General features: G+C 72.3%; 20 protein-coding genes and 1 tRNA gene. 8 read left to right on the plus strand and 13 right to left on the minus strand.

Annotated elements, in window-relative coordinates:
* Positions 1 to 13: 13 nt before the first annotated feature.
* Positions 14 to 1594, minus strand: coding sequence for an ABC transporter substrate-binding protein (locus EJV46_RS03505; RefSeq protein WP_370323069.1), 1581 nt, complete (start codon positions 1592 to 1594; stop codon positions 14 to 16).
* Between the two features lie 120 nt (positions 1595 to 1714).
* Positions 1715 to 2584 carry an NAD(P)-dependent oxidoreductase gene (locus EJV46_RS03510; protein ID WP_131547190.1) on the minus strand — a complete coding sequence of 290 codons (870 nt, stop codon included), beginning with the start codon at positions 2582 to 2584 and terminating at the stop codon, positions 1715 to 1717.
* Positions 2585 to 2676: 92 nt separating this feature from the next.
* Between EJV46_RS03510 and EJV46_RS03515 the strand changes: the two genes are divergently transcribed.
* Positions 2677 to 3072 (plus strand): GtrA family protein, encoded by a 396-nt coding sequence (locus tag EJV46_RS03515; RefSeq protein ID WP_131547191.1) that lies wholly within the window; start codon positions 2677 to 2679, stop codon positions 3070 to 3072.
* 23 nt (positions 3073 to 3095) lie between these two features.
* Here EJV46_RS03515 and EJV46_RS03520 read toward each other — a convergent pair.
* From EJV46_RS03520 to EJV46_RS03560, 9 genes are all read right to left on the minus strand, one after another.
* A tRNA-Pro gene (locus tag EJV46_RS03520) sits at positions 3096 to 3169 on the minus strand.
* A gap of 62 nt (positions 3170 to 3231) precedes the next feature.
* Positions 3232 to 3957, minus strand: a complete 726-nt coding sequence (locus tag EJV46_RS03525; RefSeq protein WP_131547192.1) for an FkbM family methyltransferase — start codon at positions 3955 to 3957, stop codon at positions 3232 to 3234.
* Positions 3957 to 4850: a PhzF family phenazine biosynthesis protein gene (locus EJV46_RS03530; protein ID WP_131547193.1), complete on the minus strand. Its 894-nt coding sequence runs from the start codon at positions 4848 to 4850 to the stop codon at positions 3957 to 3959. The genes EJV46_RS03525 and EJV46_RS03530 overlap by 1 nt, the downstream gene beginning before the upstream one ends.
* A complete protein-coding gene (thiE, locus tag EJV46_RS03535) occupies positions 4847 to 5482 on the minus strand; it encodes a thiamine phosphate synthase (RefSeq protein ID WP_131547194.1) in 636 nt (211 codons plus the stop codon). Before thiE ends, EJV46_RS03530 begins: the two co-directional genes overlap by 4 nt.
* 81 nt (positions 5483 to 5563) lie before the next feature.
* A complete protein-coding gene (locus EJV46_RS03540; RefSeq protein WP_131547195.1) occupies positions 5564 to 6847 on the minus strand; it encodes a hypothetical protein in 1284 nt (427 codons plus the stop codon).
* 137 nt (positions 6848 to 6984) lie between these two features.
* Positions 6985 to 7392 (minus strand): DUF4345 domain-containing protein, encoded by a 408-nt coding sequence (locus EJV46_RS03545; protein ID WP_240782381.1) that lies wholly within the window; start codon positions 7390 to 7392, stop codon positions 6985 to 6987.
* Positions 7392 to 8123, minus strand: a complete 732-nt coding sequence (locus tag EJV46_RS03550; RefSeq protein WP_131547197.1) for a sulfite exporter TauE/SafE family protein — start codon at positions 8121 to 8123, stop codon at positions 7392 to 7394. Before EJV46_RS03550 ends, EJV46_RS03545 begins: the two co-directional genes overlap by 1 nt.
* 101 nt (positions 8124 to 8224) lie before the next feature.
* Positions 8225 to 9145 carry a class I fructose-bisphosphate aldolase gene (locus EJV46_RS03555; RefSeq protein ID WP_131547198.1) on the minus strand — a complete coding sequence of 307 codons (921 nt, stop codon included), beginning with the start codon at positions 9143 to 9145 and terminating at the stop codon, positions 8225 to 8227.
* Between the two features lie 39 nt (positions 9146 to 9184).
* A complete protein-coding gene (locus EJV46_RS03560; protein ID WP_131547199.1) occupies positions 9185 to 9616 on the minus strand; it encodes a hypothetical protein in 432 nt (143 codons plus the stop codon).
* 57 nt (positions 9617 to 9673) lie between these two features.
* On the opposite strand from EJV46_RS03560, the gene EJV46_RS03565 reads away from it, so the two are divergent.
* Together EJV46_RS03565 and EJV46_RS03570 are read left to right on the plus strand one after the other, a co-directional pair.
* A complete protein-coding gene (locus EJV46_RS03565) occupies positions 9674 to 9925 on the plus strand; it encodes a hypothetical protein (protein WP_131547200.1) in 252 nt (83 codons plus the stop codon).
* A 16-nt stretch (positions 9926 to 9941) separates the two neighbouring features.
* Positions 9942 to 10328, plus strand: a complete 387-nt coding sequence (locus tag EJV46_RS03570; RefSeq protein ID WP_131547201.1) for a cell division protein ZapA — start codon at positions 9942 to 9944, stop codon at positions 10326 to 10328.
* Positions 10329 to 10489: 161 nt separating this feature from the next.
* On the opposite strand, the gene EJV46_RS03575 is transcribed toward EJV46_RS03570, so the two are convergent.
* Entirely contained in the window at positions 10490 to 11293 is an 804-nt protein-coding gene (locus EJV46_RS03575; RefSeq protein ID WP_165585316.1) for an FkbM family methyltransferase, read from the minus strand.
* A gap of 217 nt (positions 11294 to 11510) precedes the next feature.
* Here EJV46_RS03575 and EJV46_RS03580 point away from each other — a divergent pair, with 217 nt between their 5' ends.
* From EJV46_RS03580 to EJV46_RS03590, 3 genes are all read left to right on the plus strand, one after another.
* Complete coding sequence (locus tag EJV46_RS03580; protein WP_131547203.1) at positions 11511 to 12071, plus strand: 5-formyltetrahydrofolate cyclo-ligase; 561 nt, start codon at positions 11511 to 11513, stop codon at positions 12069 to 12071.
* A gap of 7 nt (positions 12072 to 12078) precedes the next feature.
* Entirely contained in the window at positions 12079 to 12888 is an 810-nt protein-coding gene (locus EJV46_RS03585; RefSeq protein WP_131547204.1) for a TIGR00282 family metallophosphoesterase, read from the plus strand.
* Between the two features lie 138 nt (positions 12889 to 13026).
* The gene (locus tag EJV46_RS03590; protein ID WP_131547205.1) at positions 13027 to 17064 is read left to right on the plus strand and encodes a PAS domain S-box protein; all 4038 of its coding nucleotides are present in this window, start codon (positions 13027 to 13029) and stop codon (positions 17062 to 17064) included.
* Between the two features lie 43 nt (positions 17065 to 17107).
* Here EJV46_RS03590 and EJV46_RS03595 read toward each other — a convergent pair whose 3' ends face one another.
* A complete protein-coding gene (locus EJV46_RS03595; protein ID WP_131547206.1) occupies positions 17108 to 18232 on the minus strand; it encodes a glycosyl hydrolase family 8 in 1125 nt (374 codons plus the stop codon).
* A gap of 462 nt (positions 18233 to 18694) precedes the next feature.
* Here EJV46_RS03595 and EJV46_RS03600 point away from each other — a divergent pair, with 462 nt between their 5' ends.
* Together EJV46_RS03600 and EJV46_RS22660 are read left to right on the plus strand one after the other, a co-directional pair.
* Entirely contained in the window at positions 18695 to 19459 is a 765-nt protein-coding gene (locus EJV46_RS03600) for an HD-GYP domain-containing protein (protein WP_165585317.1), read from the plus strand.
* Positions 19460 to 19470: 11 nt separating this feature from the next.
* Positions 19471 to 20412, plus strand: a complete 942-nt coding sequence (locus EJV46_RS22660; protein WP_165585318.1) for a GGDEF domain-containing protein — start codon at positions 19471 to 19473, stop codon at positions 20410 to 20412.
* The last annotated feature ends 36 nt before the right edge of the window (positions 20413 to 20448 follow it).

Here is a 20448-nt window from a genome sequence, read left to right on the forward strand (position 1 = left end):
TCCGCCCTCGGCCTCAGCCTCGCCGCAGGTTGTGGAACTGCGGCGGCCCCCGCAGCACGCCGGTGAGGTTCGCGCGATAGGCGGTCGGCTGGAAGTACTGGCCTGTCGGCATGTAGGGCACCTGGTCGAAGGCGATGCGCTGCATCTCGCGCGTGGCGGCCTGTTCGGCCGCGAGGTTGGGGGCGTCGAACCATTCGTCCCGCTTGGCCTCGATCTCCGGAATGGTCGGCCAGCCGACCCAGGCCTCGGCGCCGTTGCCGCGGATCGAATTGTGCCCGGCCGGCGTCCAGTGGTCGAAGGCGGACCAGAAGGTGCAGAAGGCCGACCAGCCGCCCTGCTCGAGCGGGTTCTTCGTCGCGCGGCGCTGGAGCACCGTGCCCCAGTCGGTGGCCGCGTAGTCCACGTTGAAGCCCATCCGCTGGAAGGTGTCGGCGACGACCAGGGTGGAGGCGTTGATGGAGGCGAGGTCGGTCGCGTTCATCAGCACCAGCTTGGCGCCCATCGCGCCGGCCGCCTGCAGCTCGCGGCGCGCCGCGTCCACGGACTTCCTGAGCCGGTCGAGGCCGACATCGGAGGCGAGCGGCGAGGCGGGGGCGAAGAAGCCGACATTGTCCTTGATGAGCTCGGCATTGCCGATCACCGGCGTCATGATGTCGAGCTGGTTGAGCGCCGTGATGACGGCGCGGCGCACGGCCGGGTTGTTGAAGGGCTCGGTGAGGTGGTTCGGCCGGATGATGCCGATGAGGCCGAGCACGTCGGCCACCTCCACCTTGAGGTTGCGGTTGCGGCCGAGCAGCGGCAGGAAGTCGCCGGTCGGCTGCTCCCACCAGTCCGTCTCGCCCGATTGCAGCGCGGCGGCGGCGGTGGAGAAGTCGGAGATGATCTGCCACTCGACGCGCTCGAAATGCGCGACCTTCGGGCCCGCCGTCTGCTGCGTGGCGCCCTCGGGGCGGGGCACGTAGCCCGCGAACTTCTCGAAGACGGCCTTGCTGCCGGGGTTCCACTCGTTGCGCACGAAGCGGTAGGGGCCGCTGCCCACCACGTCGGTGATCTGCTGGAAGGGGTCGGTCCGCGCGACGCGCTCGGGCATCACGAAGAGGCAGGGCGTGGTGATCTTCGCGAAGGCGTCGATCATCTTCGGGAAGGGCTTGTTGAGCTGGATCTCGAAGCTGGTGTCGCTGGGGGCGCGCATCTCCACCGTCTGCGTGAGCAGGCGCTGGCCGAAGGCGTCGCGCCGCGCCCAGCGGTGGATGGAGGCGACCACGTCGACGCCGCGCACCGGCTCGTTGTCGTGGAAGCGCAGGTTGGGGCGCAGCGTGAACTTCCACAGCAGGCCGTCATTCTCGACCGTGTGGCCCGCGACCATCTGCGGCTGCGGCTTGAAGTCGTTGTCCAGCCCGTAGAGCTGGTCATAGACGAGGTAGCCGTAGTTGCGGACGATGAAGGCCGACGACCAGAAGGGGTCGATGGTCGAGAGGTTGGCGTGCGGGATGTGGCGGATCACCCGCGCATTGGCCGGCTGCGACAAAGCGGGCCCGGCCAGCGAGGCAGCGCCGAGGGCGCCGGCGCCCGCCAGGACGTGACGTCTTTGGATCATTTCCGGAAGTCTCCCAAGGGTCTGTGATGGAATCCTTAGCAGGGGATCGGCCCGTGTCTCCACTCCAACGGCGTTCGCCCGCACCTATTCCGTGACATCGGGCGGGCGCCTCCCGGCTCAGGCCCCGCCTTCACCGGATGGTGAGCGCCTGGCGAAGAGGGCGTCGGCGACGCGGTTGAACTCTTCCGCGTCGGCGACCGGGCAGGCTTCCCAGGCGGCGACCGCCGCGGCGCAGACGGAAAGCGGCGTGCCGGCCTCGGCGGCGAGGCCGAGGGCCAGCCGCAGGTCCTTGCGCATCAGCCCGGCGGTGAAGCCCGAATCGAAGGCGCCCGTCCCGATCCAGCGCGGCCAGTTCACCTCGGTCGCGGCCGAGCGGCCGGAGGCGGCGTTGAGGACGGGCAGGAGCGCCGCGGGAGCCAGGCCGGCCGCGTCGGCCATGCGCAGCGCCTCGGCCGCGGCGGCGAGATGCGTCGCCACCAGCAGGTTGTTCGCGAGCTTGGCGATCTGGCCGGCGCCGGACGGCCCGACATGCACGATCCGCGCGGCGACCAGCGAGAGCAGCGGCCGCGACCGCTCCAGGGCGGCGGGGTCGCCACCCACCATCATGGCGAGCGCGCCGGAGGCCGCGCCCGCCGGGCCGCCGGAGACCGGCGCGTCGAGATAGGCGATGCCGACCCGGGCCGCGTCGGCGGCGAAGCCGCGCGCGGCGACGGGCTCCAGCGTGGAGGTGTCGGCGATGACGGCGCCGGGCGGCAGGACCGGCAGCAGATCGTCCAGGACGGCGCTCACCGCCGCGGCCTGCGGCAGCGAGAGCAGGACGACCGCGGCGGTGACCCCGGCGGGCGAATCGACGGCGGTGGCGCCGGCCTCGGCCGCGGCCTGCCGCAGCCGCGGATCGAGATCATAGGCCAGCACCGGCTGCCCCTCCGCGCGCAGGCGCCGCAGCATGGCGCCGCCCATCCGGCCGAGCCCGATCAGACCGATCATGGGAGTTCCTTCCGCGTTGCCTTCCCGGCGCGGCGCAGCATAGGGGCATTCCGGCCGCAATTGCGCCACGGGCAGTGGGGAAAAGCGCGGCCATGCAAGCGATGTTCCTGCAGTTCCTGCGCTTCGGCGTGGTGGGCGTGGCCGGCTTCCTGGTGGATGCGGGCGTGCTGACGGCGATGCTCTGGCTGGGGCTCGGCCCCTATGCCGGGCGGGTGGTGTCCTACCTGGCGGCGGCGAGCACGACCTTCGGGCTCAACCGCGCCTGGACCTTCCGCTCCGCCTCGCGGGAGGCGCCGGTGGCGGCGCAATGGGGCCGCTTCGTGCTGCTGAACCTGATCGGATTCGTGGCCAATTACGGGACCTATGCGGCGCTGCTGGCCGGCACGCAGACCGTGGCCGCGCATCCCGTGATCGGCGTGGCCGCGGGATCGCTGGCGGGGATGTTCATCAATTTCGGGCTGTCGCGGCGCTACGTCTTCACGGCGTGAGCCGGGCGGGCCATCGGGAAATATCGGAGTGAGAGGATTCGAACCTCCGGCCCCTGCGTCCCGAACACAGTGCTCTACCAGGCTGAGCTACACTCCGGTGTTGGGCGGGTTCTTAGCCATGTGCCGCGGCCACGGCAAGCCGGGGGCGAAAGATTGCTGTCATGCGGCGGCGCGAAGGCGGGCGAGGCAGGAGGCGGCTGCCTCGACCGGGAAGAAGTAGAAGCTGAAGACATAGGGATCGGAAGCCCCGAAGACCGCCGGATCGGAGCTGGCGACCTGCATGGTCGCGGCATCGAAATCGGCCAGCGGGTGCCAGCCCGCGTGCCAGTACCAGCCCTCGTAGCCGAGCTGCGCCAGCAGCGCCGGCACGTCGCGCGTGCTGCCGGGGCGGTGGCGCTCCTCGATCTCGACGGAGAGAATCGGGCGGCACCGCGTCAGCGTCGCCCGCGCGCCTTCCAGCACCTCCTGCTCGGCGCCTTCGGCGTCGAGCTTGACGGCGGTGACCCCGCGCAGGCCCAGCCCGTCGAGCGTCACGACCTTCACCCGATGCGATTCGGTGCCGACGCTGGCGTGCTCGGCATAGCTCTTGGCGATGCTCGCCCATTGCTCCTGCCGGACGCCGTCCAGCACGGGCAGGGTAAGCACGGCCTCGCCAGGGGCCGCGCCGAGGGCCTCCTCATGCAGGACGACATGCGGCGGAACCCCGCCGTGCTCCGCGACCAGCCTGTCGCGCAGCCGCGCCATGGCGGCGGGCAGGGGCTCGAAGGCATGCACGCGCGAATCCGGCAGGCGCGCGAAGGGGAGGGTCAGCAGCCCGTCATGCGCGCCGATGTCGAGCAGCGTCCCCGGCCGGTGCAGCGCCCGGTGGACATCCCACTCCTCCATCAGAGCGTGACGAAGCCGCGCGAGACCGCCACCACGCCGCCGCCGACGCGCACGCGGATCGCGCCGTCCGCCTCGCGCCGGGCGGAGAGATACAGCTCGCTCGGCCGGCCCATCTCGATGCCCTGCTCCACCTCCAGCAGCAGGGCGCTGCCGCCCGCCAGATGCAGCAGCAGCCCGGCCAGCGCGATATTCGCGGCCCCCGTCGCGGGGTCCTCCACGATGCCGCTGAGCGGCGCGAACATGCGCGCCCGCCGCCGCCCGATGCCGAGCGGCGTGTGCAGCAGCAGGCCGATCGGCGGCGTGGGCAGCAGCGGCAGGTAGCGGGCCATGGCCGCGAGGTCCGGCATGGCGGCGGCCAGCAGCTCGGCGTCCTCGACCTCGGCGATGGCGAAGGCGGCGCCGCAGCCGGCCAGCAGCGGCGGATGGCCGTTCACGTGGATGGCCTCCTCCGGCAGGGCGGCGCAGGCCGCGATGGCGGCGCGGTCCAGCGCGGCGCCCATCGCGAAGGGCAGGGGCGCCTCGATCTCGGCGGCGACCGGCAGGCCCGTGCTGTCGCGGGTGAGGCGGGCGGGGACGAGTCCGGCCGCCTCCTCCAGCACGAGCGTCTCGCCGGCATGCTTCAGGCGCCGCGCGAGCATCACGGCGGCGCCGACGCTGGGATGGCCGGCGAAGGGCAGCTCGACCGCGGGGGTGAAGATGCGCAGGCGGATGTCGGCGCCCTCGGCCTCGGCGGGCAGGACGAAGACGGTCTCGGGCAGGCCGAGCTCGCGCGCGACGGCCTGCAGGATCGCGGTGTCCAGCTCTTGCGCGCCGAAGACCAGGCCCAGCGGATTGCCCGCGAAGCGGCGCTCCGTGAAGACGTCGGCCGTCGCGAATTCAAGCTCCAAGCTCATCCCCCCTTGAGCGCCTCCCCGATCGCCGTGTTCATCGCGCGCACGCCGGCGGCAGGCCCTTCGGGATGGTTCCACACGGCTCCGACCACGGCGAGGAAATCCGCGCCGGCGCGGACCAGCGGGCCGCAATTCACCGGGGTGATGCCGCCGATGGCGACCGAGGGCACCTCCATCATCTCGCTCCACCAGTCCAGGATCTCGGGGTCGGCCTGGTGGACCGTCTCCTTGGTGGAGGTCGGGAAGAAGGCGCCGAAGGCCACGTAATCGGCGCCGATCTCGCCCGCCTCCATCGCGAGGTGCCGCGAGGCGTGGCAGGTGATGCCGAGGATCTTCCCCTCCAGCAGCTTGCGGGCGCCGGCATGGTCGCCGTCCGTCTGGCCGAGATGGGCGCCGTCGCAGCCGGTGGCGGCCGCCAGCTTCGCGTCGTCGTTCAGGATCAGGGCCACCTCGCGCGCCTGGGCGATGGGCAGCAGCGTCTCGACGGCGCGGCGGATCTCGTCCTCCGGCGCGTCCTTCAGACGGAGCTGAAGGCAGGCCACGTCGCCGGCGTCGAGCGCCGCGGCGAGGAGGTCGGGGAAGCCCGTGGGCAGCACGGGCGGCGTGACGAGGTAGAGGCGGCAGCGATCGTCCATCGCCCTTCATCGCCCGCGAAGCGGGCTTTGGGAAGCGATGGGCGCCGGAGCGGCGTCAGCCGCCCCCGCGGCGGTGCCGCTTCAGCCACCCTGCCGTGCGGGCGCGCCGGCCTGCGCGCGCAGCTTGCCGGCCACGCCGTCCACCATCGCCTCGATGACGGTGAAGACCACCTCCAGCGAGAAGCCCACGAAGAAGGCCGCGGCGGCGAGGCTGAGCGTGAAGCCGCCCATCTGCACCGGCTCGTTGCCCGTCCAGAGCACGCCGAGCAGCCCGCCCAGCATCGTCGCGAGGAGGATGCGCAGCATGGCGTGCGAGCCGTCATGGAATTCCAGCGTCCAGTCCGAGAGCTTTTGGTCCAGCCGCCGCAGCGCATAGGCGCAGCCGCCGACGCAGCCCAGCAGCAGCGGCAGCACGAAGCCCGTCAGCACCGAGATGGCGCCGGCCGTGCGGATCTCCGTCCGCTGCCAGTGGCGCGGCATCTTGCCGTCGTCGGTCTCCGCCGGAAGGGCGGAGCAGGCCTCCGGTCCATAGATCCAGCGGCAGGCCGTATCGACCACGCCGCCGAGCACGAGGAGATGCGTGCGGTGGTTCCAGGCGGCCAGCCGCTGGAAGGTCAGCTCCTCGCGCAGCGCCGCCTGGGACCACTGGCTGCACAGCGCCGCCGCCTGCGCGCCGGAGGTCTGGGCGGAGGAGGGGTGGCGGCCGGGGAGCGGGATGCGATGGTCGTCCTCGCCGGTGCAGAAGGCCGCGAACAGGTCGGCCGGCCGCGGCGCTCCGTCCAACGGCGGGGGCGCGACGGTGGTCCAGGCCCCGGCCGGCAGCTTCGTCAGCTCGCCATAGATGGTGGCCAGCTCGCGCCGCACCTCCTGGAGCTGCTGCACGGCGCGCCGGCCGTCATCCACATGGGCGAGCAGCAGCACGCCGAGGCCGGTGGCCAGGACGGCGATGACGGTGATCCACTCCATGATGCGGCGGAGGGTGGCGGCGCGGGTGGCCACGGCGGGCGGGGGCTCGTTGTCCTCCAGCGGGATGCGCAGATAGGCGCTGCTGAGGCGGATGGTGGCGACGGAGGCCGGCGCGGCCCGGCGGCTTAGATCGTCCACGCAGGCGACGAGGGTGGCGAGCTTCGCCTGGTCCTGCGCGAGCACGGCCGCCTCCGCGGTCAGGACGGACCAGGCGGCGACCTGATCCCCCGCGGCCGTTTGATGGGTAGGCACCGCCGGGCCGATCGGGCGGTCGGGCCGCCGCGCGGCGAAGCGGAGAAGCAGGCGGCCGTCGCGCTGCAGGCCGCGGACATAGTCCGTGGCCACCTCGCCGGAGGTGGGCGGGGGCATTTCCGTGCGCAGCGGCCGCTGGTCGTCCATGGGGACGCTTCCTTCGCGGGAATGATATGCCTGGACATCATGTTCACCCGGGAAGGCTTCGTCCATGTGTTTTTGGCCGCATACTTCGCGGTGTCGGCGAAGCGGGGCCGATGTCTTCCCCGCGCAAGTAAAGGCGGCTATCCGGCGGAGGGCACCGACCGGCGCACCCAGAGCCAGAGCGCGGGCGTCACCACCAGCTCCATCCCGAGCGCGAGGAGATGCGGCAGCGGGGGCGGCCCGGCGAGGGCCAGCCCGAGCAGTCGGGCGAGGCCGCCCAGCGCGACGATCGGCGCCAGGATCTCGAAGACCCAGGCCCGGCGCTCCAGGTCGAAGGCGGCCCAGGCGAAGGCCACCCCGATCCCGAGCAGAAGGCCGGAAAGGTAGCGGATATGGCTGTCCGCGGCGGGCGGGCCGGCGGCGCCCAGGAAGGCCCCGCCCGTCACGCAGCCGGCGAGGCCGGCAAGGATGGGGACGGAGCAGGCCAGCCAGATCGTCGCGCGGAGCATCATGCAGGCAGGACGCGCGAGTGCGCTGTCCGGATGCATCACCCCTTCAGCGCGATGGCGGCCCCCAGCGCCACGAGCGAGACGAAGAACACCCGGCGGAAGACCGCCTCCGGCATCGCCCCGCGCAGCCGGGCGCCGATGGACTGCCCGATCAGCGCGGGGATCAGCGCCAGCAGCGACTGGCCCAGCAGCCCGGCCCGGAGCTCGCCCGCGCCCCCCAGCAGCAGGCCGAGCCCCAGCGTCGCCACCGTGAAGGTGACGCCCAGCGCGCGGACCAGCTCGTCCTTGCCGAGGCCCTGGGCCTGCAGCCAGGGCACGGCCGGGATCACGAAGATCCCCGTGGCGGAGGTGAGCCCGCCCGTGGCGAGGCCGGCGGCGAGGCCCCAGCGCTCCGGCAGGAGCGGCCGCCATGCCGCGAGGCCCACCGCGCCGTAGAGGGCGAGCACGATGCCGAGCACGAAGGCCCCATATCGCCCGCCGAAGCCGCCCCACAGCCAGCCGCCCAGGAGAATGCCCGCGAAGAGGCCGGCCAGCATCGGCCAGAAGCGCCGCGTCAGCGCCCAGGAGGCGCGGGCCGGCGCCATCTGCACGAGGTTGGTGACGACCGACGGCAGCAGCAGCAGCGCCGCCGCCTGGGCCGGGCTCAGCAGCAGGGTGAGCAGCGCCATGGCGATGGTGGGCAGGCCGAGGCCGATGAGGCCCTTCACCCCGCCGGCCAGGAGGAAGACGAGGCCGATCGCGGCGGCCTGGAGAAGATCGGGTGTGTTCATGCGCGGGGCTTAGCCGGGACTCCCGCGGGACGTTTCGGAAGGGAGCGAAGTCACGGCCAGGAGCTTCCGCCCTAGGCCATGACCAGGCCGCGGCCGGAGGCTCAGGCCCTCGTCCTGTACACCTCGATGATGTCGTTCAGCAGCTTCAGCGCCTCGGCCTTCGGCCGCTGGAAGGCGTTGCGCCCCACGATGGAGCCGTTGCCGCCGCCCGCATGGATGGCCCGCACCTCCTCCAGCAGCGCGTCCGCGCCCTTGGCCTCGCCGCCGGAGAAGACCACGAGGCGGCGGCCGTTGAAGCAGGCCTTCACGATATGCGCGATGCGCGCCGCCGCATCCTTCACCTCCACGGGATGGGACTGGTAGGTTTTCTTCGCCGCCTCGAGGAAGATCGCGTCGGTGGGCGGCTTCACCTTGATGATATGCGCGCCGGTGAGCGCGGCCATGTGCGCGGCATAGGCCGCGATGTCGAGCGCCGTCTCGCCCACCTTGTCCAGCATCGGCCCGCGCGGATAGGACCAGACGACCACCGCGAGGCCTACCGACTTGGCCTCCTCGGCCATCTCGCGCAGCTCCTCGATCATCTCGAACTGGTATTCGCTGCCCGGATAGATGGTGAAGCCGATGGCCGAGCATCCGAGGCGCAGCGCATCCGCCACCGAGGCCGTGACCGCCTGGTCCTTGGTCGTGGACAGGCTGTTGGAGGAGTTCACCTTCAGGATGGTGGGGATGCAACCGGCGAAGCTGGCCGCGCCCGCCTCGATCGGGCCCAGCGGCGCGGCATAGGCGTTCAGCCCGGCCTCGATCGCCAGCTCGAAATGGTAGTGCGGGTCATAGGCGTCGGGATTGGGGGCGAAGCTGCGGGCGGGGCCATGCTCGAAGCCCTGGTCGACGGGCAGGATCACCATGCGGCCCGAGCCGCCGAGCTTGCCGGTCATCAGGATGCGGGCAAGGTTCGTCTTGGTGCCGGGATTGTCGCTCTCGTACCAGGAGAGGATGTCCTTCACCTTGCGCGTCAGCTTCATCGGGCGCTCCCTTTTCGATGTGCGGCGTTGCCGGATGGATTAAGGCAGTTCCTCCGCGCCCGGAAGGCCCAGCCAGCGGGCCAGGTGCCGGCGGCCCTGGGGTTTCCCCAGATCGACCCGCGCCAGGTCGAGCGCCGGGGGAGGGGCCTCCAGCAGCCTCGCGCCCAGCCCGGCCGCGATCCGGCGGAGGCCGCCGAAGGCCGGCGCCTCCGGCGAGAGCACGACGGCCGCGAACCCCGCCTTCAGCGCCGCCAGCGCATGGCCGGGGGCGTCGGCGGCATCCAGGATCCCGAGGCCCAGGGCGTCATGCGCTTCGAGGATCGCGCGGAAGCCGGCGACGCCGATGTATCCCGCCGCCCCGGGCGCGGACAGCAGCGCCAGCGGCCGGCCTCCGGCCAGGGCCAGCGCCGCTCCCACCTCTTCCGCGCCATGCACGATGACGGCGCGCGGTTGACCCTGGCAGCCCTGCATGCCAACGCTTTCCCATGCGCCGCGCCGCCCCGTCCAGCGCGCCGGCAGGAGTCGCATTTGAGCTCGAACGACATCACCCTCCTCGCCGCCGAACGGCTGGAAGCTGCGCTGGAACGGCTGGCCGAGGCGCTCGAGGCCCGCTTCGCCGCGATGCCGGAGCCTGCGCCGGCCCCGCCGCCCGTCGGGCCCGGGACGGCGCCCGGCGACATGGTCCCGAGGGCCGAGGTGGAACGGCTGGCCGCGCGGCTCGACGAGGCGCTGGCGCGGCTGCGCACGCTGCTCGGCGACGATGCCGGCAGCGAGACCTAACGCAGGGAGGATTCCGATGGGCCAGGTCAATGTGCGCGTGAACGGCTACAACCATACCATCGGCTGCAAGGACGGCGAGGAGGAGCACGTCTCCGACCTCGTCGCGCAGCTCGAGGAGAAGGTGCGCGTCATCCGCTCCATGGGCGGGCAGTTCTCGGAGGCGCGCATGCTGCTGCATGTGGCGCTGCTCTTCGCCGACGAGGCCGCGGACCTGCGCATCGACCTGGCGAGGCTGCGCAGCCAGGGCGCGAGCGCGGCGGCGGCCGGCCCGGGCATGGCGCAGGGCGTGCCGGGCGCGGGCCTGCTGCCGGTGCCGCCGGAGCCGGATCCGCGGCTGGCCGAGCGGCTGGCGCGCATCGCCGAGCGCATCGAGAACATCACGGGCGCGATCGAGAAGCCCTGAGGGCGAAACCGCGGGCGGGCCTTGTTCCGGCCTCCCCGCCACCCTACCTTGTCCAGGCGAGGCTGCCCGGTGCGTCCGGCAAGACATCCCCAGGGCCAATACGCAACTCCCGGGAACTGGCGCTGGCTGGATCTTGGTCCAGCTACCTGGTGCCCACCTGCTTATGGCAGGCCTTGGGAGGATGCATGTGCCAACGGCCAGGGTGGCTTCGCGCTTTCTCTTCGTGCGGGCAGGGTGCGGCGCCGCGTCCAGGCCTCCGCCAGCCCGATCCGCGCGCGCCGCACCAGCCCCGCCGTCGCCAGGGCGGCCCGGCCCTCGGCGCAGGCCGCCTCGCCGATGAACATCGGATGGAACTCCACCACGACGAGCCGCGCCCGCGCCAGCAGGGCGGGATGGTCGCGCAGGAACTCCGCCTCGCCGCCCTCGATATCCAGGAGCAAGGTGTCGAAGCTGAGCCCGTGGCGGGCCTCCAGCTCCTCCAGCCTCCGCCCGCGCACCGGGACGGGCTGCGTGCCGGCATGGCGGAAGCTGGCGCTGCCGGAGACGATCGCCTCTCCGGCCCAGAAGGCGCGCTCGCCCTCGCGGCGGCCGATGACGCCGTCCTCGATCTCGAAGCGGGCGCGGTTGCGCGCGCGGTTGGCCTCCAGCCAGGGCAGCAGCGCCGGGTTGGCCTCCACCACCACATGGCGGCGCGGATCGCGCAGGCGCGTATTCACCAGGCAGGAGACCACGCCCAGGCACCCGCCGAGCTCCAGCACCGTCGCGCCCCGGCGCAGGTAGCGCCAGAGCAGCAGCCGCTCGGGCAGCTCGTAGAGGCCGAGCGGGAAGCGCCCGCGAAAGCAGCGCGTCGTCAGCTCGCCGGGGACGCCGAAGCGCTGGCCGCCCGTGGCGTATTCGCCGCCGAGCCAGTCGAAGAGCGCGCCGCTGATGCGCTGTACCTTCAGCCAGACATCCGTGCGGAACACGCGAAGCGATCCCTTCCTATCCGGCCGGCCGCCGCTTCCCCGCGCCGGCCCTGGCATGCGGATTGCCTGCCGGCAGATGACCCGCGCCGAACTGATGGGGAGATTGCTCCCGGATGGAAACCTGCCTCAACTCGGGGATTCCCCTTGGTTTCCATGTCAAAGAATGCGCCTGGCCGGCTCGCCAGCCGGCCGGGTTTGGGCGTATCACCGCGCCCCAATGCCGACGTCCCATCCCCTCCTCGCCCGCAAGGCGGATGCGCGCGCCGCCGCCCTGGCCGCGCGCAAGGCGCTGGCCGGCGCCGGCGAGGCGCTGCGCGACGTGATCCTGCGCGAGGCCCCGCCGCCGCCCGGGGCGCTGGTCGGCGGCTTCTGGCCCATGGGCGAGGAGATCGACACGCGGCCGCTGCTGGAAGCCCTGCATGCGCGCGGCCACCGCATCGCGCTGCCGGTGACCACGCCGCGCGGCCAGCCGCTCGTCTTCCGCCCCTGGGAGCCGGGGACAGCCATGGCCCGCGGCGTCTTCGGCACGCAGCACCCGGCCGGCGGCGAGGCCGTGGCGCCCGATTGGCTGATCGTGCCGCTGCTCGCCTTCGACCGGCGCGGCGCGCGGCTCGGCTATGGCGGCGGCTACTACGACCGGACGCTGGCGCTGCTTCCGGGCGCCGTCGCGATCGGCGTGGCCTATGCCGCGCAGGAGGTCCCCGAAGTGCCCACCGGCCCGCATGACGTGCTGCTCCACGCCGTGGCCACCGAGCGGGGGCTGGTCCGCCCATGCTGACCGAGCCATGAGGATCCTCTTTCTCGGCGACATCGTCGGCCGCTCGGGCCGTGACGCCTTCGTGGAGCGCGTGCCGGGCCTGCGCGCGCAGCTGGCGCTCGACCTCGTGGTGGTGAACGGGGAGAATGCCAGCCACGGCTTCGGCCTTTCGCCCGAGATGGCGCGCGCCTTCCTGGCCGCCGGCGCCGACGTCATCACGCTCGGCAACCATGCCTGGGACCGGCGCGAGATCATCCCCTATCTGGAGGAGGAGCGGCGCGTCATCCGGCCGATCAACTTCCCGCCGGGCACGCCGGGGCATGGGGCGGTGGTGGTCGAGGTGCCGGGCCATCGCCGCGCGCTGGTGATCAACGCCATGGGCCGCCTCTTCATGGACCCGCTGGACGACCCCTTCCGCGCCATCCAGGCCGAGCTCGCGAAGCACCCGCTGGGCCGCAGCGTGCAGGCCACCATCCTCGACGTGCATTGCGAGGCCACGAGCGAGAAGCAGGCCTTCGGCCATTCCTTCGACGGCCTCGCGAGCCTCGTCATCGGCACCCACACGCACGTCCCTACGGCGGACCACCAGATCCTGCCCGGCGGCACGGCCTACCAGACCGATGCCGGCATGTGCGGCGACTTCGACAGCGTGATCGGCATGCAGAAGGGCGGCGCCGCGCTGCGCTTCTGGCGCAAGATGCCGGGCGAGCGGCTGGCGCCGGCGGAGGGCGAGGCGACGCTCTGCGGCCTCTTCGTCGAGACCGACGACGCGACGGGCCTCGCCCTACGCGTGGCCCCGCTGCGGCAGGGCGGACGGCTCAGCCAGGCCTTGCCCTGAGCCGGCCGTCTCCGCGCGGCCTCGCCCTCCGTTTCGCTTGGACCGCGCGGGGGCCGCGTATAGCCTGATGCCCCGGGAGGGCATAGGAAACGGCGCCGGGGAAAGGTTCCCCGGTCAGGAGAGCGCGAGCATCGCCGATTGAAGACGGAACCCGACGCCCGATCGCAGGAGGACGCCCGGCTCGAGGCGCTCCGCCGCTACGCCGTGCTCGACACCGTGCCCGAGGCCGCCTACGACCGGGTCGTGCGCCTCGCGGCCCGGTTCTTCCGCGTGCCCATGGCGCTCATCTCCTTCGTCGACGCCGAGCGGCAGTGGTTCAAGGCCCGGATCGGCATCGACCTCGCCGAGACGCCCCGCGCCATCGCCTTCTGCAACCGGACGATCGAGGGGCGGGAGATCTGCCTCGTGCCCGACGCCGCGCTCGATCCGCGCTTCGCGGACAACCCGCTCGTGCTCGGCCAGCCGCATATCCGCTTCTACGCCGGCGTGCCGCTGGTGACGCCCGATGGCCATGCCCTGGGCTCGCTCTGCGTGCTGGACACCGAGCCCCGCGCCGACTTCTCTCCCGAGGACCACCATGCCCTGGCCGAGCTGGCGGCCATCGTCGTCGACGAGCTGGAGCTTCGATGCGCGCTCGCGGGCCTGCGGCGCGAGGCGCGGCGCTCGGAGCTGCGCGGACGGCTGCTGGAGGCGACCGCCGGCGCGGGCGGCTTCAAGGCCGCGACCGACGGCGCCATGGCGGCGGTGCGGGAGGCGACGGGCGCACTGGTCTGCCTGCTCTTCCGCCTGGCGCCCGACGGGCGGCGGCTGCAGATCGTGGGCGGCCAGGGCCGCGGCGGAATCGTGGACGAGGCCTATCTGGCAAGGCTCCGCGAGATCGGGATGACGATCGAGAACTCGGCCAGCGGCCAGGCCATCCGCAGCGAGAGGCAGCTGGTCTTCGAGCATTTTCACCCCGGGCTGCTCGACCGCTACCCCGGCATGCGGCTGAACGCCGAGCATGGCGGCCGGGCGCAGATCGTCACGCCGGTCCTGTCGGGCGACGACAAGTATGCGATGGCCCTGAGCTTCGGCGCCGAGGTCACCGACCTGCGGGTCGCCCGGGACATGCTGGCCGAGGCGGCCAGCACCATGCGCCCGCTGCTGCGGCGGCTGCGCGACCTGGAGGAGACGGAGCTGTTCCGCCGCGCGGCCGAGGCTTCGGATGACGGGGTCGTCATCGGAATCACGGATCATGCGGAGGGGCAGGGGCCTACCATCCGCTACGTGAACGAGGCCTTCCTGCGCATGACCGGCTATGCGCGCGAGGAGATCATCGGCCAGCGCACCTCCATCCTGGCCCCGCCCGATCCCCAGCCGGACTTCGACGACCGCATCCAGGAGGAGCTGCTGGCGGGCCGCATGGTCCACCGCGAGGCGAGGAACCGCCGACGCGACGGCAGCATCTTCTGGGCCGAGATCAGCATCGCCCCGCTCTTCGACCAGACGGGCTGGTTCACCCACTGGGTCGCGATCCGGCGCGACATCACGGCCCGCCGGGCCGAGGCCCAGGCGCTGGCGGAGAGCGAGGCCTCCTTCCGCCACTTCTTCGAGCAGCACCCGGCGCCCATGTGGGTCTACGACAAGGAGACTCTGCGATTCCTCGAGGTGAACCGGACGGTGGTGGCGGAATACGGCTGGTCGCGGGACGAGCTGCTCCGCATGTCCGTGCTCGACATCCGGCCCGAGGAGGATCGCGAGGCGGCCCGCGCCTTCATGGTCGGCGAACGCGCGGGATTCTCGGAATCCGGGCCCTGGCGCCACCGCACGAAGTCCGGCGAGATCCGCCTCGTGCAGATCCGCTCCCAGGTCACCGAACATCACGGGCGCCCGGCCGGGATCGTCGCCGTCTGGAACCTGACGGAGCGCATGGAGGCCGAGAAGGCGGCGCGCGAGCTGGCCGCCGACCTGCGCGCCACCTTCGAGAGCATCGACGACGGCTTCTACACCCTCGACCGGGACTGGCGCTTTGCCTATGCGAATGCCACCGCCCAGAAGCTGCTGCGGCCGGAAGGACCGGAGCTGGTCGGTCAGCTCATCTGGGAGCTCTGGCCCGACCTTGTCGAAAGCGAGCTCGGCGAGCGCTTCCGTCGCGTGGCGCGGACCCGCGAGACGGAGCGCTTCGCCTTCCGCTACCCGGCCTACGACGCCTGGTACATGGTGGCCGCCTATCCCTCGCGCGGCGGCATCACGGTCTGGTTCCGCGACGTGAGCGTGGAGCACCGCCGCAACGAGCGGCTGCGCGTGCTGGAGGCGGCGGTCGCGAACCTCAACGATATCATCATGATCACCGAGGCCGAGCCGATCCGGGGGGAGGGGCCGCGCATCGTCTACGTGAACCCGGCCTTCGAGCGCATCACGGGCTACCGGGCCGAGGAGGTGATCGGCCGGACCCCGCGCGTCCTGCAGGGGCCGGGCACCAGCCGCCCCGATCTCGACCGCGTCGTGGCCGCGCTGGAAGCGTGGAAGCCCGTCCGCGCCGAGCTGCTGAACTACAGGAAGGACGGTGGGGAGTTCTGGCTCGACATGGACATCGCGCCCGTCGCCGACGCGAAGGGCTGGTACACCCAATGGGTCGCAGTCGAGCGCGATGTGACGGAGAGGCGGCGGGCCCAGGAGCAGCTCGAGCAGCAGGCGCAGATGCTGGCGCAGGCGCGCGACGCCATCCTGGTGCGCGGCCTGGACCAGCGCATCCTGTACTGGAACCGCAGCGCCGAGCGGATCTATGGCTGGGCGCGGGAAGAGGTCCTCGGCCGCGACGCCGCCGAGCTGTTCTATGCCGAGACGGCCGCCTTCGAGGCCGCCCATGCGCAGCTGATGGAAGACGGCTTCTGGAACGGGCGGATCGAGCAGCGTCGCAAGGACGGAGCGCGCCTCGTCATCGAGGGCAACTGGACCCTGCTGCGCCACGAGGACGGCAGGCCGCGCGCCATCCTCGCCGTCAACGCGGACGTCACCGAGCGCGTGGCCCTGGAGGGCAGGCTGCGGCAGGCGCAACGCATGGAGGCGGTGGGCCAGCTCACCGGCGGCATCGCGCACGACTTCAACAACCTGCTCACCGTCATCCTCGGCAATGCCGAGATGCTGGCGGACAGCCTGGGCGAGGGGCCGCAGGCAGACCCGGCCCTCAGGAGCATGGCCGAGGTCGTGGCCGCGGCCGCCGAGCGCGGCGCGGCGCTGACGGGCCGCCTGCTCGCCTTCTCGCGGCGCCAGGCGCTCGATCCCAAGACGGTCGATCTGAACCAGCTGCTGGCCTCGCTCGTGCAGATGCTGCGCCGCACGCTGGGCGGCGAGGTCGAGCTGGCCATCATGGCCGCGCCGGGGCTGTGGAGCGCGCTGATCGACCCGCCGCAGCTGGAGAACGCGGTGCTGAACCTCTGCCTCAACGCCCGGGACGCCATGCCGGGCGGAGGCCGTCTGGTGATCGAGACCGAGAACGTGACCCTCGACGGCACCTATGCCCTGGCCGAGGAGATGGCGCCCGGCGAATATGTCACGGTGGCGGTGACGGATACCGGCACGGGCATGACCCCCGAGATCGCCGCCCAGGCCTTCGAGCCCTTCTTCACCACCAAGGAGGTGGGCGCGGGCAGCGGCCTCGGCCTGTCGATGGTCTACGGCTTCGTGAAGCAGTCGAACGGCCATGTGAAGATCTATTCGGAGGTGGGGCACGGCACCTCGGTGAAGATGTACATCCCGCGCGCCCGTCAGGCCGGCCTGCGGAGCGCGCCGCCGCCGGAGGCCGAGCGTCTTCCGGGCGGGACGGAGCACATCCTGCTCGCCGAGGACGACCCGCTGGTTCGCGCCCATGCGGTGCGCCAGCTGCGCGAGCTCGGCTATCGCGTCACCGTCGCGTCCGGCGGGGCGGAGGCCCTGGCGGCGCTGCCCCCGCCGGGAGAGGTCGATCTGCTCTTCACCGATGTGGTGATGCCCGGCGGCATGAACGGCCAGGAGCTGGCGCGGGAGGTGACGCGGCTGCGTCCCGGCCTGCCGGTGCTCTTCACCTCCGGCTATACGGAGAACGCGATCATGCAGCAGGGCCGGTTGGCACCGGGCGTGATGCTGCTGCAGAAGCCGTACCGGCGGCGCGAGCTGGCGGAGAAGATCCGGCAGGCGCTCGACTCGCGGGCTTCCTGACCGGCGCCCCGGTCGCCGATCTGTCGAGCGACTGTCGACCCGCTCAGCGCGAGGCGATGATCAGGCTGCCCTGGGTGTCGGCCGTCGCCGCGCGGACCAGGAGTCGCAGCACGCTCGCGTAATAGGCCTCCGGGCGGATGGCAGCCTCCGGGCCGCGCGAGACCTGCCGCTGCCCGCTGCCGATGGCGGCGAGGCGGGCGATCGCGGCGATGCCGGGATCGGCGGCATAGCTGGAGGTGACGCCGGTCCGCAGGTCGGTCCAGGCGGGCATCTGCCGGAAGGACGGGTCGTGCCAGAACTTCGCAGCGGCCTCGACCATGGGCTCGGCGCCGAAGCCACCCCAGACCATGTAGAGCGGCACGCGGCAGGCGTCGTAGGAGAAGCGCGCGGGGTGGCGGGGTGCGAGGCCGGGCAGGCCGGAACCGTTGCGGGCCACGGCGACCCAGTCGGCGATCAGGCCGAAGCGGCCGAAGCGGGCGGTCCGGGCGAGGCGCAGGCCGGTCGCTTCCAGCTGGGCCCAGACCGGCGAGGGCGCCACGGCCCGGAGCGCCTGGAAGGCGGGATAGATGTAGTAGCTGGGGTTGGTGGTCACCGCCGTGTGGTCCAGGAAGCCCTCGGAGCCCGGCAGCAGGTAGGTCCGCTCGCCCGCCTGGACGGTCATGCGGGCCAGGATGTCGCGGGCCGTGGCGGCGGCCAGCAGGCGCAGGCCGGGCTGGCTCCATTTCTCGGCCGCCTCGGTCAGCGCCCAGGCGATCATCAGGTCGCCGTCGGTCGCGTTGTTCCGGTCGCCGGGGCGGCCGCCGGGCTCGCCGGGGCGGAAGCACCAGGCATAGAGGCTGTCGGTCGGGCGGGAGAGGTTGCCGCGCGTCCAGTTCAAGAGGCGGCGGAAGGTCTCCTGGTCGTCGAAGCGGACGGCGAGGAGCATCGCGAAGCCCTGGCCCTCGGAATGCGAGACATGGCCGTTGATGTTGTCGACGACACGGCCGTCGCGGGTCAGGAAGCGGGTCTTGAAGTGATCCCACTCGATCAGGGCGGCGACGCCGCCGGCGGGCGCGGAGCCCCGGGCGGCGGCCGCGGCGGGAAGCAGGGCGGTCGCCGTCGCAGCGCCGAGGACGGCGCGGCGCGTGACGGCGGCAAGAACTTCTTGCGTGGGGACTTGCGCGTCCATGGTTGAATTCCTCGCCTTGCTGACACGCAAGAGTTAAGATTCGAGGGTTCTCCAATCCATGTAAGAAGTATGGTGAAATGTAGCGGTGAATTGGTATGATACGCTATTTGTAGATTTGATTGCGGGGCTGAGCGGTTAATGTGTGAATCCGGATACTGCAATGAGGTTCACGAACACCGATGCTCCACAGAGCCCTGCCATTCGATCCACGTTTCCCCACAATTGGTGAGAGACCGATGGAGAATTCCGGATGGGGAGGGTTCGCGAGAAGGACCGCGAACCGACCGCGGCGATTGCAAGCGGCCTCCGCCATCGCCGGACCCCTTGGATCCCGAGGCCCGGCCGGGACGGGGCGCGAAAGCCGTGCAGGTCCACGACACTAATGCACGTCTCACTGCAACATCGCGCCCGTTCCGGCACTTACTGTCCTGTTCATCGCAACCGCGCCGAGATGAATCCGCGATGCCCATCGGCTTTCCAGGGATTGCCGCAGATGCCCTTCCGGCCCGGGAGGCCGCCAGGCCGCGCGGCCGGCCGGCCAGCGGCGAGGCCCTGGCGCGAGGCCCCGGCGCGCGACTGGGCCTCTGCCTGGAGCTCCGCGCGCGGGAGCTGATCCGCCGGCTGCACGATCACGACCCCGCCAGCGCCGCCCACTCCCTCCGCGTGTCGGAGATCACCATGGCCATGTGGCGCGTCGCGCCCGACCTCCTGGGCAGCCCGGAGACGGCGCTGTTCGGGAGCCTGCTGCACGATGTCGGCAAGCTCCACGTGCCGCGGGCCATCCTGACCTCCCGGCGGATCCTGGACCCGGAGGAGCGGGCGGCGATCTCCTCCCATGCCGGGATGGGCGCGGAGCTGCTCCTCGCCCAGGGATTTCCGGAGTCCATCGCGGCCGTCGCGCGCGGCCATCACGAGCGCTGGTCGGGCGGCGGCTATCCGACGGGGCTGGCGGCGCGGTTCCAGACGCCGATCGTCCGTGCCGTCGCCGTCGCCGATGCCTTCGATGCGATGACCGACCCCGGCCGCGCCTATCGTGCTCCGCTCGGCCGGAGGGAGGCCCTGCGCGAGGTGGCCGCCTGCGCCGGAACGCATTTCGAGCCCCGCGCCGCGGAGATGCTGGCCGAGAGCCTGTCCGGCCGGGGGGCCGGCCTGCGGCGGCACCGCCCCGTCCGGTCGGCTCGCCGGAAGCGGGCCCGGCATGCGGCGGAACTGGCGGCCGCCCTCTGAGCCGGCCGGTCGTGTCCGCCCGTCCGACCGCCGGCGGCGCGCTCCGGCGTCTGCCCCGCGCGACCTCCCGCAGGCCGGTCCTGCCGGACTTCCGCGGCCTCGTGGAGGGCCTCCAGCACGCGGTGATCCTGACCGACGCGGAGCTCGAGCCGCCGGGTCCGACCATCCTCTACGTGAATCCCGCCTTCACCCGCCTCACCGGCTACGCGCCCGAGGAGGTGATCGGCCGCAGCCCTCGCCTGCTGCAGGGACCGGGCACCGACCGCATCACGCTCCGGTCCATCGGCTCGGCCCTGCGGCTCGGGGAGGGCGGGCAATGGAAGCTCCTCAACCAGGGGCGGGACGGGACGCCCTACTGGGCGGAACTGCGCATCGCCCCGCTCCGCGCGCCGGACGGGACCGTCGAGCAATTCGCCGGCTTCCAGCGTCCCAGTCATCCGACGCTCGAATGGGGCGATGGCGACGGGGCCAGGGACGGCCGCGACGCGCTGACCGGCCTGTCGGACCGGCGGGCCCTGGCGGCCGAGGTGCTGCGGCACCTCAGGGGCGAGGCGGCGGCGCAGCTCTGCCTGGTCCATCTGGGCGTCGACCATTTCCGCGCGCTGAACGAGGCGGTGGACCCTCCGGTCGGCGACGCGGTCCTGCTGGCCTTCGCGGATATCCTCTCGGCCAGCCTGCGGCGCAGCGATGGGCTGGCCCGGATCGGCGCCGAGGAATTCGCCATCTGCATGCCCGGCATCCGGCTCGTCGAGGCGCGTGGGCTGGCCGAGCGCCTGCGGCGGATCGTCGAGACCGAGCCCTTCGCCACCCCGGCGGGGCCGCTGCCCGTCACCTGCAGCCTGGGGATGACCATGGGCCGGCCTGGAGAATCGGTGGCCGAGCTGCTGGAAAGGGCCGGTGCCGCGCTGGACGCGGCGCGGCGCGAGGGCGGCAACCGCCTCGTGATGGGCTGAGGCGGCGCTCGCCGCCCTCCGCCGGGGCACCGGCTC

This window comes from Roseococcus sp. SYP-B2431 (assembly GCF_004336745.1).
In the GTDB taxonomy this organism is placed as follows: Bacteria; Pseudomonadota; Alphaproteobacteria; order Acetobacterales; family Acetobacteraceae; genus Roseococcus.